Annotated in this window: 9 protein-coding genes and 1 other RNA gene; 7 read left to right on the top strand and 3 right to left on the bottom strand. The window is 45.0% G+C overall.

What is annotated here, in order from left to right; all coding sequences use genetic code 11:
- Nucleotides 1-16 precede the first annotated feature (16 nt).
- From CXF80_RS10225 to CXF80_RS10215, 3 genes are all read right to left on the bottom strand, one after another.
- Nucleotides 17-1,423 (bottom strand): glycerophosphodiester phosphodiesterase, encoded by a 1,407-nt coding sequence (locus tag CXF80_RS10225; RefSeq protein WP_232772078.1) that lies wholly within the window; start codon nt 1,421-1,423, stop codon nt 17-19.
- Between the two features lie 434 nt (nt 1,424-1,857).
- Nucleotides 1,858-2,039: non-coding RNA, 6S RNA (gene ssrS, locus CXF80_RS10220), on the bottom strand.
- Nucleotides 2,040-2,091: 52 nt separating this feature from the next.
- Nucleotides 2,092-2,391, bottom strand: a complete 300-nt coding sequence (locus CXF80_RS10215; RefSeq protein ID WP_101032773.1) for a cell division protein ZapA — start codon at nt 2,389-2,391, stop codon at nt 2,092-2,094.
- Between the two features lie 433 nt (nt 2,392-2,824).
- On the opposite strand from CXF80_RS10215, the gene CXF80_RS10210 reads away from it, so the two are divergent.
- The 7 genes from CXF80_RS10210 to CXF80_RS10180 all read left to right on the top strand — a co-directional run bounded on the left by CXF80_RS10210 (nt 2,825) and on the right by CXF80_RS10180 (nt 12,051).
- Nucleotides 2,825-3,400 (top strand): UPF0149 family protein, encoded by a 576-nt coding sequence (locus CXF80_RS10210; RefSeq protein ID WP_101032772.1) that lies wholly within the window; start codon nt 2,825-2,827, stop codon nt 3,398-3,400.
- A 29-nt stretch (nt 3,401-3,429) separates the two neighbouring features.
- Complete coding sequence (gene ubiH, locus CXF80_RS10205; RefSeq protein ID WP_101032771.1) at nt 3,430-4,740, top strand: 2-octaprenyl-6-methoxyphenyl hydroxylase; 1,311 nt, start codon at nt 3,430-3,432, stop codon at nt 4,738-4,740.
- Nucleotides 4,741-4,763: 23 nt separating this feature from the next.
- Nucleotides 4,764-5,981 (top strand): FAD-dependent oxidoreductase, encoded by a 1,218-nt coding sequence (locus CXF80_RS10200; protein WP_101032770.1) that lies wholly within the window; start codon nt 4,764-4,766, stop codon nt 5,979-5,981.
- Between the two features lie 225 nt (nt 5,982-6,206).
- Nucleotides 6,207-7,301: a glycine cleavage system aminomethyltransferase GcvT gene (gene gcvT / locus CXF80_RS10195; RefSeq protein ID WP_101032769.1), complete on the top strand. Its 1,095-nt coding sequence runs from the start codon at nt 6,207-6,209 to the stop codon at nt 7,299-7,301.
- Between the two features lie 71 nt (nt 7,302-7,372).
- Nucleotides 7,373-7,762 (top strand): glycine cleavage system protein GcvH, encoded by a 390-nt coding sequence (gene gcvH, locus CXF80_RS10190; RefSeq protein WP_101032768.1) that lies wholly within the window; start codon nt 7,373-7,375, stop codon nt 7,760-7,762.
- Nucleotides 7,763-7,977: 215 nt separating this feature from the next.
- A complete protein-coding gene (gcvP, locus tag CXF80_RS10185) occupies nt 7,978-10,866 on the top strand; it encodes an aminomethyl-transferring glycine dehydrogenase (RefSeq protein WP_101032767.1) in 2,889 nt (962 codons plus the stop codon).
- Between the two features lie 522 nt (nt 10,867-11,388).
- Nucleotides 11,389-12,051: a hypothetical protein gene (locus CXF80_RS10180; protein ID WP_101032766.1), complete on the top strand. Its 663-nt coding sequence runs from the start codon at nt 11,389-11,391 to the stop codon at nt 12,049-12,051.
- Nucleotides 12,052-12,590 lie beyond the last annotated feature (539 nt).

The following is a 12,590-nucleotide window of genomic DNA, read 5'->3' as shown; positions in this document are numbered from 1 at the left end:
GTTATTATCAGTCATATTAATTTTTATTAGCCTGACGACCTGGTAACCTTAAAATAATGGTGTCACCGGTGTCGTTATCAATTATTTCATCAGTAATGGTGGGGAAACCATGTTCCAACAAAGGAGTCGGTATGTTGTTAGGTGTCTTGTTAACCGGAGTGCTATGGATGGCTTTAAGGCCAGAGGTTAATGACAAATAATAACCTTCAGTTTGATAACCAAGCATTTCGTCAAAGCGATCAAAATCAGCATCTTGGGGTAAAGCGGTAATATAACGACCGACATTACTCGATGCTTGATAACGCTTTTTAGGTAACGAGGCATTGAATAAACGCTGGCAAATCTTGTAAGGTGTGGCATCCACAATTGCGCCATCGGGTAGCTTATTGGTGGTTAACTTAAGTAATTGTGATTGATGATAATCACTGCCATTAAGCGAATAGGTATAGACCTTCATTCCGAGTTGGTGAGCACGATACTTCACGCTGATATGCTGCATAAAACTGCGAATGTCTAAGTGTAAACCAGAGTTGCTACCCAGCTTTTTTTGCAACTGAGTTAATGATGATGTTGCTGTGTAGTCTTTATAACGCGAGCGGTAATGTTTAGTGCCGTAGCGACCAGCAAGCTCAAGATTATGTTGATTATCTAAGTAATAGGCATCGTTTTTTACGCCTTTACGTAAATCTGCGGCTAACTTTTCAACACTGGTAGGGTGTCCACCTTGAATAAAGCCTAAGTAAACCGATGGGTTAATGCCACGTAGCTTATATAGGACATCTAGTTCTGCCGCAGAATAATAAAATCCACCTAAGCCAATATATTTTCTGAGCATATTATCGAGCTCTACCAGCTTTTGGCCATTGGTATCAGATTTTATTTCTACATTGAGTTGTTGATTTTGGGTGCGATAAGCGCCAAATGCCTTAAATGCTTCGGCAGCCGTTATAGGGCGTTGGTCCAATAAATTATTACTGTGTTTATCCCGCAGTTTCAGATTAGAAAAATCCTGTAAACTCATCTTTTTTAGTGTGAAGCGTTCACCGGTGTAATACACGGTAGCGCGGCCTGTTTGACTATCGTGATGATTAACCCAAGTGCCATCTTTGAGTAGCATTACGTCAATTTCGACACTGTTAAAGTTATCGTTCAAGGCCGAAACAATAGCATTAGCGCTACTTTCTGGTTGACGAAAATCTCCACGGTGCGCCGAAATATCTAACTGGCATTGTGCGGTCGAGACCATTTTGATATTGCCATTGCTAGCCAGATATAAATTGCGATCGCCTAAGCTCAATTGAACATCAATGATATCCAAACCTAGGTTTGCTGCATCGGCAGGCAAATGAGATAACGCAGCAGGAATGATATGACTCGATTTAACAGGGTCGGGTGTGGATTTACAAGCAGATAAGCTGAACATGAATACAATTAAAATGGTGCAGTAAACCTTGAGATAAGTGGAGCAGCTTGTCATAATCCATATTTACAAGTTATTAATATTAAACAATTTATACAGTAATATACGTTGTAAATCAATCTTAACAATAAAGTAAACAAATGTAACAACCTGAAAGTGTCAACGCGGTATTGTTTTGTATGAAAAACGGTCGCATTTTATTGGCTATTTTAGCTGAAGGATGAGCGTCACCAAGTTATGTTGTCGATTTATGCACAGCTGGAGGATAAAAGAGATCTTGAGGAGAAAAGAGAGCTGGATATGAAACAGAGCTGGATATGAAAGAGAGCTTGGATATAAAAGCGTGCTTGAGGATGAAATAAAGGCACTATCTAAAAAGTGTAACCGAGGTGATCTTCAAAAAATGAGCCTTAAAAAAGGCTAAATCTGAAATTAGAATGCTCCCCAAAATACCGCTGCTGGCGCAGCCCTTGAACCGTAGGTTCAAGGCGGGTAAATGTTCATTTCCTAAGGCTTCTCGGTATAATCCGAGCATGCACAGTGTCAACGAAAGCATTCACCCTGGGTTTGTAATTATCGGCACAGGGACTTAACCAACTGGCGAATATCTCAGGGAGCAAAACAGGGTAGAATCAAGTTATTCTTAATTCTGAAATCTTAGTTTAGCCTTCCTAGCTGCTTCGTTCAACCAAGGATGTTTCCAACGTTGACTGTAATAACGAAATTCGCTCATCCATTTGCGCCATGTACTGCTTATTCTTTTGCTTTTCTTCGTACAATTCATTACCAATATTGAGTGCGGCCATAATGGCAAGCTCTTCACGGCTTAAGTTGTTGGTCCGAGACTTTAACGTCGTCAGCTGGTTTTCAACTTCTCTGGCTACCGTGCGCAATGCTTCTTCGCGTCCTTTAGGACATCCGATGGAGTAGGTGCGCCCTAATAGGGTAATATCAACAGCACTGTTACTCATAATGTCGCCGCAGATCCTCAGTTAACCTCACTCGGGTTAAAGAGATGGGGTAAACAAGTAAAAATCATAAAATTTGACATATTTCATATCAAACTTGTCATTTGTTTTGCTAACCAGGCGTCTTGTGCAATTAATCGCTGCGCCAATAACAGGTCTATTATAAGTCAATGTAGCGCAGTTAGCGGGACAAAAGACTGTTTGATAACCGTTTATTATTCCGAGCTGATGTTAGTAAAGTTCAGCATGTGAGCGAACTATATAGGGCTGAATTTAAAAGCGCAAGGCAACAGTATCCCTTTTTAACTATTTGCTGTTTGTGTGAACAAATCTGCTTCAGTCCCTGTATAATTGGGGCACAATACACGCTCGCATTTGGAGCATCATACTATCTCTGCTAGCATTGAAGCAGATATAGCGCTATTAGGAATTAACCATGGCAATCCCACCTTCATTATGTATTGAAAAACTAAAACAGGCATTAGATTACGCTGAAGTAGGCCAACATCCAGTAGAAGTGCACGGTGCACTTGTTGGGCTAATTTGTGGTGGCGTAAAACAAGAGAATTTTGCGTGGTTAACGCCGTTAGTTGAGTTAATGAACGACGGTCAGCCGCTAGAAGCGAACTTACAAAAGTTGATCAGTGAGTTGTATCAAGACACTGTGACACGCTTAGTCGATTTTGAATTTGGCTTTACCTTGTTATTGCCAGAAGAAGAAGTGCCGCTGAGCGAGCGCGTTGAAGCGTTAGCTTTGTGGACCCAAAGCTTCTTAACCGGCATTGCCATTATTCAACCGCAGCTAGCAAAAGCATCATCTGATGTGCGTGAAGTGATTAAAGACCTTGCTGATATTGCCCAAGTAGAATTTGATGTTGGTGATGACGAAGAATCCGAAGTCGCCTACGTTGAACTGCAAGAATTTGTCAGAATGTCGGCTATTTTATGCTATTCAGAGTTCGGTTTAGACATGCCTTTACATGACACCGACGAGCATTCAAATTTTCACTAATATTTTTGGTATAGGCAGTAACGCAGCGTATGACCTCAGCACACACCTCCACACAACCACTTGCCGTTGATATTGCCATTGTGGGTGGCGCCATGGCAGGAGCCACGTTAGCCTTAGGGTTAGCTAAGTTATCTGCCACCTTGTCGCGTCCGCTGCGCATTGCCTTAATCGAAGCCCACGTTGCCAACAATAATCACCCAGGCTTTGATGCTCGCTCCATTGCCGTTGCTCACGGTTCTGTTTTTGAACTCACTCGTTTAGGCATTTGGCCTAAGTTGCAGCATCTTGGCACTGCAATTGAAAATATTCATGTTTCCGATCGCGGTCACTTTGGCATGACCGAGCTCAATGCTAAACCGCTTGGGTTAGATGCATTAGGCCAGGTGGTTGAATTAGCCCAAGTGGGCAAAGTGTTGTTTGAGCAACTGGCTCAATCCGCTGTTAGGGTATTTTGTCCGGCCAAAGTCACCCAGATACTGGCTCAAACAAGCGGCCACTTATTAACCTTAGATAACGGCACTCAATTGCATTGCCAGTTATTGGTGGCAGCAGATGGTGCCAATTCGGTCGTGCGCCAACATCTGGGCCAACCAACAGAAAAAATCGATTTTGATCAAACGGCTATAGTCGCTAATATCACCACAGATCAAGCCCATCAGCATTGGGCTTACGAACGCTTCACTCAAACCGGCCCGCTGGCACTTTTACCTATGTCATCAGCGTCTAATTCATTCAAGTCTAAGTCATTCGAGTCTAAGTCATTCGCGTCTAAGTCTTCAGCAACGCCGACCCAATCACGTTTTTCAGTCGTGTGGGCATTACCGCCCGCACAAGCCCATGAGTTAGTCAACGGCGACAAAACTGAATTTTTAGCTGCCTTACAACAAGCGTTTGGTCACCGAGCGGGTCGTTTCGTCGACGTCGGTCAGCGGGTGAGTTATCCACTAACGTTATCGTATATGCCAAGGCCTATTTACCATCGTTGTATCTTTGTCGGTAACGCCGCGCAAACCCTACACCCTATTGCCGGACAAGGCTTTAATCTAGGTTTACGTGATGTTGTGGGGTTACTCAATGTACTTGAACAGGCCTTTAGTGCGCATCAATTAACCAATAGCTCAACCCAGCTCGATGTCGGCAGCAGCGCCATCGTGCATCAATATTTAGTCGATCGCCAAGCCGATCGCGACAGCACACTTCGCAATATCGAATTTTTAGTGCGTGGTTTTTCCAATCAATATTGGCCGCTGGTGGCGGGGCGCAATGTCGGTTTGCGTTTATTGTCTTGGTTACCCCCACTCAAACGTCCCGTTGCTCAAACCGCAATGGGTTGGCGTTAACTCTTTTAAGGTAAGGATTGACCATGTATTCAACTCAAACATATGATGTTGCCATCGTCGGAGGTGGCATGGTCGGGCTCGCTACCGCAATCGGTTTAGCCAACGCCGACCTTAATGTAGTGGTCATCGATGCTGGCACAATTCAAGCGGTCAGTGGTGAGCCTAAATTGCGTGTCAGTGCCATTAACAAAGCCAGCCAGCAATTGCTACAAAACCTCGGTGCGTGGCAATATCTCGATGACAATCGTGTCAGTCCTTACCAAAAAATGTCGGTGTGGGACAAAGACGGCCTAGGCAAAATTGAATTTGACGCCCACAGCATCAGCGAAACGCATTTAGGCTCGATTATCGAAAACGATGCCATCAGCTATGCCCTTGCCAAACGTGCGAGTGAGGTCAGTAATTTAACCCATTTAGAAGGCCAACGCCTTGAACGTATAGCCTTTGGCGAACGCGAAGCTTGGCTTACCTTAGCCAATGGCGACAACATTAGCGCCGCCGTGGTGGTGGCTGCCGACGGTGCCAACTCTTGGGTGCGCCAGCAATGCAGTATTCCGCTGACATTCTGGGACTACGGTCACCATGCCATAGTCGCCACAGTGCGCACCGAACTCGCCCATGACGCCACCGCCAGACAAGCCTTTTTACCCGGCGGCCCATTAGCTATGTTGCCCTTGTATGACGACCATTTATGTTCAATTGTGTGGTCGGTGTCGCCCGATCAAGCCAAGCAATTATTAGCGCTTGATGAGGTTGAGTTTTCAAAAGCATTAACCGCCGCGCTCGATGGCCGTTTAGGCTTGTGCCAAGTGATCAGCGAGCGTCAATCATTTCCACTGCGGATGCGTTATGCGCGCCATTTTGCTCGCCACCGTTTAGTGCTGGCCGGTGACGCCGCCCATACCATTCATCCGTTAGCCGGCCAAGGGGTTAACTTAGGCTTTTTAGACGCTGCCAGTATCATCGACACCTTTACCCAATTGCATGAGCAAGGCAAAGACTTAGGCGAATATAGCCATTTACGCGCCCTTGAACGTTGGCGCAAAGCTGAAGCCATGGAAATGATCGCCACCATGGAAGGCTTTAAAAGACTGTTTGCCGGCAGCAATCCGCTTAAAAAAGCCATGCGCGACATCGGCCTAACCCTAGTTGATAATGTCGCTGGACTGAAAACAGTGTTCATCAAACAGGCTATGGGTAACAAAATGACATTACCTAAACTTTGTCGTGAGCCAATTTAATCATAGCTAATGTAGAAACTTGTTTAATATCAGGTAGCACAGTTAAATCAGTTATTTTATTGTAAATAATTATGTAAAAAAATTATGCCAATAGATTAGCTAAACTAATGCGATTGGACTCGGATTAGAAAATTCTTTTGTATACAAATTGGGTCTGCGGAGTATAATTTTGTTCGCATTTTATCAAATACCTACATAAGAAAGGCCTCAAAAAAAGGGATAATAATGGCTAGCAAAACAGTACTTTTTAACAAGCATTTACAATCAAACGCCAAAATGGTTGATTTCCATGGTTGGGAAATGCCGATTAACTACGGATCTCAAATCGAAGAGCATCACGCAGTACGTCAAGACGCAGGCATGTTCGACGTGTCTCACATGACCGTAGTTGACGTTACCGGCAGCGATGCTTGTGCCTTCTTACGTAAGCTACTTGCTAACGATGTCGCCAAACTTACCGTACATGGTAAAGCCCTTTATGGCGGAATGCTAGACGAAAACGCTGGTATCATCGACGACCTTATTACCTACTACTTAACCGACACCCATTACCGCGTAGTGGTTAACTCCGCTACTCGCGACAAAGACCTAGCCTGGATCAACAAACAAGCCGCCGCGTTTGATGTTGTGGTTAGCGAACGTCCAGAATTGTCGATGATTGCCGTACAAGGCCCTAACGCGAAAGCGAAAGCCGCTAGCGTATTCACCGCCGATCAAAATGCTGCTATTGCAGGCATGAAGCCATTCTTTGGTGTGCAGTCAGGCAGTTTATTTATTGCCACCACAGGTTACACCGGTGAAGTTGGCTACGAAATCATTGTCCCAGAAGCTGAAGCCGAAGCCCTATGGCAAGCACTGTTAGAGGCAGGCGTTAAGCCGTGTGGTCTTGGTGCCCGCGATACATTACGCTTAGAAGCGGGCATGAATCTATACGGCCAAGACATGGACGAGTCAATCAATCCACTGGCTGCTAATATGGGCTGGACCGTTGCGTGGGAGCCAAGCGATCGTGACTTTATCGGCCGCGAAGCGTTAACCGCAATTAAAGCGGCAGGCACGACAAAGTTAGTTGGTTTGGTCATGGAAGAAAAGGGCGTGTTACGCCATGATATGGCGGTATTTTTTACCGATGTAGACGGTGTTGAACACCAAGGTGTGATCACCAGTGGTTCGTTTTCGCCAACGTTAGGCTATTCTATCGCCATGGCCCGTGTACCCAATGGTATTGGTGCCACAGCTAAAGTTGAAATGCGTAAAAAACGCGTGACCGTAAAAGTCATCGCCCCAAGTTTTGTGCGCAATGGTAAACAAGCCTTCTAATGATAGTGGCGTGTTACCGACACCGAATTTATTGATTAAGTCTTTGAACATCAGATTAAGGAACAGCAACAATGAGCACTATTCCGGCAGAATTGAAATATGCATCTTCACACGAATGGATCCGTAAAGAATCAGACGGTAGCTACACAGTAGGTATCACTGAGCATGCTCAAGAGCTTCTTGGTGACATGGTATTCGTAGAATTACCAGAAGTAGGCGATACCGTTACCGCCGGTGAAGATTGTGCAGTAGCAGAATCAGTCAAAGCGGCTTCAGACATCTATGCACCGATTTCTGGTGAAGTGATTGCCGTAAACGAATCATTAGAAGATTCACCAGAACTGGTTAACAGTGACGCTTTTGGTGAAGGTTGGTTCTTCCGTGTTATGCCTTCTCTTGAAGCCGAAGTTGATGCATTGCTCGATGCCGACGGTTATCAAGAAGTCATTGACCAAGAATAATCACCCATAACACTAGAAGCTCCCTAGGGAGCTTCTTTGTTATATGAAGCTAAAAATGTTGCGCCGATAATCTCTAACCCGTGGCAGCTAAAAAGCCAATGACGAAGCCGCAACATAATAAACCGTAAACAGGTTATTCACGTATTACCCATTTTCACCCTAATCCAGTTATGTGCCCTACCGCCTCAACTGGTCGATTTGGAACAAGGTTTAATATGACCAAGCAAACCCTGACACAACTAGAACAGCACGAACTTTTCCTGACGCGCCACATCGGCCCAAATGCAGAACAACAACAAGACATGTTGAACTTCATTGGCGCAGAGTCGCTAGACGATCTGACCGCCCAAACGGTCCCAGGCAAAATTCGCTTACCCCAAGAGCTCACCATAGGTGATTCCTGTGGCGAAGCCGAAGGTATCGCCTATATCCGTAACATAGCAGACAAAAACATAGTCTTTAAAAGCTATATCGGTATGGGTTACTACGGCGTGCAAGTGCCTAATGTCATTTTGCGTAATGTGTTTGAAAACCCAGGTTGGTACACAGCTTACACGCCGTACCAGCCAGAAATCGCCCAAGGCCGTTTAGAAGCCACGTTAAACTTCCAGCAAGTGTCAATGGACCTTACCGGTCTTGACCTTGCCTCTGCATCATTATTAGATGAAGCAACCGCAGCAGCAGAAGCCATGGCATTAGCCAAGCGCGTCTCTAAAGCCAAAAAAGCCAACATCTTCTTTGTTGCCGACGACGTATTCCCGCAAACCCTCGACGTAGTCAAAACTCGCGCCGAATGCTTTGGTTTTGACGTGGTCGTTGGCCCAGCAAAAGAGGCAGTAAATTACGAATTATTTGGTGCGTTATTCCAATACACCAACCGCATTGGTCAAATCACCGACTACACCGAGTTATTTACTCAGTTACGTGACAAAAAAGTGGTGGTTACCGTTGCCGCCGACATTATGTCGTTATTACTGCTTAAATCACCGGGCGCCATGGGCGCAGATGTGGTGTTTGGTAGCGCGCAACGTTTTGGCGTACCTATGGGATACGGCGGACCTCACGCGGCCTTTTTCGTGGCCCGTGATGAGCACAAACGTTCAATGCCCGGTCGCATTATTGGTGTGTCAAAAGACCGCCGCGGCAACAGCGCATTACGGATGGCCATGCAAACCCGCGAGCAACATATTCGCCGCGAAAAAGCCAACTCAAACATTTGTACGGCGCAAACCTTATTAGCCAACATGGTGTCGTTTTATGCGGTATTCCACGGCCCACATGGCTTAAAAACCATCGCATCACGCATTCACCGTTTTGCCGACATTTTAGCCGCAGGCTTAAACGCTAAAGGCTTAACCTTAGCAAACACTTCATGGTTCGATACCATCAGTGTTAAAGGTGCCGACGTTGCTGCGATTAACGCCCGTGCATTAGCGGCCAAGTTAAACTTACGCATCGACGCCGACGGCGCATTTGGGGTGAGTTTTGACGAAACCACTAATCGCCAAGATCTGGTGGTATTGTTTGATGTGATTTTAGGTGCTGGCCATGGCATAGATGTCGCCACATTAGATGCCGCCATTGTGGCCAATGGCAGTCAGTCAATCCCACAAGCATTAGTACGTCAAGACGCGGTATTAACTCATCCAACGTTTAATCGCTACCAAAGCGAAACCGAGATGATGCGTTATATCAAGCGTCTGGAAAACAAAGATTTAGCCCTAAACCACTCCATGATCTCGTTAGGTTCATGCACCATGAAGCTCAACGCCGCAGTGGAAATGCTACCGGTAAGCTGGCCAGAATTTGCTAACATGCACCCATTTTGCCCACTTGACCAAGCACAAGGTTACACTCAGTTAATTAATGAGTTGTCTGAGTTTTTAGTCAACATCACCGGTTACGATGCCGTGTGTATTCAACCTAACTCAGGTGCACAAGGCGAATACGCCGGTCTATTAGCGATTAAGAAATACCACGAGTCTCGCGGCGACGCGCACCGTAACATTTGCTTAATCCCGCAATCGGCCCACGGCACCAACCCAGCATCGGCACAACTTGCTGGTATGAAGGTTGTGGTCACGGCGTGTGACAAGCAAGGCAACATTGATTTAGATGATTTACGTAATAAAGCGGCCGAGCTTGCCGACAGCTTATCGTGCATCATGATCACATACCCATCAACCCACGGTGTGTACGAAGAATCAATCCGCGAAGTGTGCGACATCGTCCATCAATATGGCGGTCAAGTGTATTTGGACGGCGCCAACATGAACGCCCAGGTTGGCTTAACCTCACCAGGCTTTATCGGCGCAGACGTATCGCATTTAAACCTACATAAAACCTTTGCTATCCCCCACGGCGGTGGTGGTCCTGGTATGGGTCCAATCGGGGTTAAAGCGCACCTTGCGCCATTTGTAGCAGGCCACGTAGTGGTTAAGCCTGGCCGCGAAAGCGACCACAACGGCGCAATATCTGCTGCACCTTATGGCAGCGCTAGCATCCTGCCAATCAGCTGGATGTACATTAAGCTGTTAGGCACTAAGGGTGTTAAGCAATCAACCCAAACAGCGCTATTAAACGCTAACTACATCATGAAAAAGCTGTCAGCACATTACCCTGTGTTGTTCACCGGCCGTAACGAGCGCGTTGCCCACGAATGTATTATCGACTTACGTCCATTGAAAGAAATCTCTGGCGTAACCGAAATGGATATCGCTAAGCGTCTTAACGATTATGGTTTCCACTCACCCACCATGAGTTTCCCAGTAGCGGGCACCTTGATGATTGAGCCTACGGAATCTGAGTCTAAGGTTGAGCTGGACCGGTTTATCGAAGCGATGATCTCTATTCGCGGCGAAGTGGCTAAAGTTGCCGCAGGCGAGTGGCCAGTAGACAATAACCCGCTACATAATGCACCTCACACCCTAGCAGACATTATGGACCCAGAGTTTGATTCACGTCCGTACAGTCGTGAAGTAGCCGTGTTCCCAACGGCAGCGGTTAAGGCGAATAAGTTTTGGCCAACGGTTAATCGTATTGATGATGTTTATGGGGACCGCAATTTGATGTGTGCATGTGTACCATTATCTGACTACGAATAATTGCTGCTTAGTCTTGATAATACTGCTTCAGTTTAAGGTTTTCGCTGCTCATTGACACCAGTCAACTCCGCGGCGAAAACCTCAAACTTCATTGTCTTATCATCGCCAGCGACGCAATTATGGTGGAAGTAGGTTTCATTTGAGCTCCAAATATTTAAAAGCGACCGCAAGGTCGCTTTTTTGTTTTACTCTCGGCAGTAACGCTATTTACGCTTCAGCTGAGAGTTTTCGAATAGCTCGAAATAATGAGTCTGACACCAGTCAAACTCCGAGGAGAAAGCATTGGCTTCCTTGTCTTCTCATCTGCAGTAACGCCATTATCGTGGTAGTGGGTTTTATTTGAAGTTTTAGAATTTAAAAGCGACCGGAAGGTCGCTTTTTTGTTCTAAATAAAATTTACTTGGGTTCTGGTGGTAATATCAATATTCATTTATTCAGAGTTTGATAAAGTGAAAATGTTATTAATTCCGCACCTAACATGAACAAGCAACTATCATGAGTTAAATAATAAAGGAAATAAAAATGGATTTTGTGTCATGGAAAGAACGTGAGATACACCGAGAGAAATTTTTCATTGCGGATGGAATAATTAATAGAAGCCTTTGGGATAAAGCTCCTGTGAAAGTACTTTTCCTAATGAAAGAGGCATATGAAAGTTCTTCGAATGTAATGGAAGAGTGGGCACTAAATGATTATTTAGCTGGGAAAAAGCTAAATGAACTAGGTAAGACCATGTGGTGGTCTATGGCGCAGTGGGTTGATGGGGTCAATAAGCTTGTTGAAACGGGTGAGGTAAATTCGTTCGACAAGGATTATAAATCTAATCCTAAGATGGAAGAGGCATTCCATAGCTGCGCGATCATAAATATTAAAAAGAGTAGTGGTAAAAGCTCTTCATCTAGTGACGACCTATCAACTTACGTAGACAGCGATTGGGATTTACTTATGGAGCAAATTCAGAGGATTAATCCTGACTTAATTATCTGCGGTGCAACATATCCTTTGATTGAGTCTAAGCTCGTTAAATCGGAACCTATTGCTGAATGGTTATATTACAAAAATGGCTATCACTTCGTAGACTTCTGGCATCCATCAAACCAATGGCCTTATAAAGTGAAATACTATTCTTTGATGTCTGCTTTGAAGCAATCAAAAGAACAGTGGATACCTAAGAAGTTAGTTTGACACTATTTGTTCTAGTTCTGCGGCCACTAACGTCGTGGCGCTTCGCCCACACCATACCAAGAGGAAACCAACGGCTGTTTCCTTTTTACTCTTTATGAAAGAATTGGCCCAGCCGCCCCGCAACATTTTCTGAAAGCAATAATTTCGCGACATGGTTAGATCCAGCTTTTATCCTCGTTTGTAGACTGCTTCGGCCCATCTTATTAATAAATAGTGAAAATTCCAAGGCTTCCGATGGGGATCTGCTGTGAATGGATTCACGAATGTCGTGGTGGTATGGATGCCAATGAACGACCTGTACCGCGAAAGCTAGCTCGCCATTCATGGCTAGCTCACGCTATTTTCTTCAACAGCCTCAATGCAATAGCTGATTAAAGGCGGATAAACAGATTTCAGTGTATTGGGTTAGTGGCAATTCAAACGTTGAATTTGTGGCTTAAGCTTATTAAATATAGCTACCAATGATTTATTACTTGCCAAAAGATAAAATGTTCATTAATTTATAAGAAATCATTTTTATCACAGGCAGAAAGCCTGTT

This window comes from Shewanella sp. Actino-trap-3 (assembly GCF_002836275.1).
Classification (GTDB): Bacteria; Pseudomonadota; Gammaproteobacteria; order Enterobacterales; family Shewanellaceae; genus Shewanella; species Shewanella psychromarinicola.
This window is presented reverse-complemented; position numbering and strand designations above follow the sequence as displayed.

What these genes read in the sequence shown, in the direction of transcription:
- CXF80_RS10225 (WP_232772078.1), bottom strand. Translation starts at nt 1,423, where the DNA reads ATGTTCAGCTTATCTGCTTGTAAATCCACACCCGACCCTGTTAAATCG.
- CXF80_RS10215 (WP_101032773.1), bottom strand. Translation starts at nt 2,391, where the DNA reads ATGAGTAACAGTGCTGTTGATATTACCCTATTAGGGCGCACCTACTCC.
- CXF80_RS10210 (WP_101032772.1), top strand. Translation starts at nt 2,825, where the DNA reads ATGGCAATCCCACCTTCATTATGTATTGAAAAACTAAAACAGGCATTA.
- ubiH (WP_101032771.1), top strand. Translation starts at nt 3,430, where the DNA reads ATGACCTCAGCACACACCTCCACACAACCACTTGCCGTTGATATTGCC.
- CXF80_RS10200 (WP_101032770.1), top strand. Translation starts at nt 4,764, where the DNA reads ATGTATTCAACTCAAACATATGATGTTGCCATCGTCGGAGGTGGCATG.
- gcvT (WP_101032769.1), top strand. Translation starts at nt 6,207, where the DNA reads ATGGCTAGCAAAACAGTACTTTTTAACAAGCATTTACAATCAAACGCC.
- gcvH (WP_101032768.1), top strand. Translation starts at nt 7,373, where the DNA reads ATGAGCACTATTCCGGCAGAATTGAAATATGCATCTTCACACGAATGG.
- gcvP (WP_101032767.1), top strand. Translation starts at nt 7,978, where the DNA reads ATGACCAAGCAAACCCTGACACAACTAGAACAGCACGAACTTTTCCTG.
- CXF80_RS10180 (WP_101032766.1), top strand. Translation starts at nt 11,389, where the DNA reads ATGGATTTTGTGTCATGGAAAGAACGTGAGATACACCGAGAGAAATTT.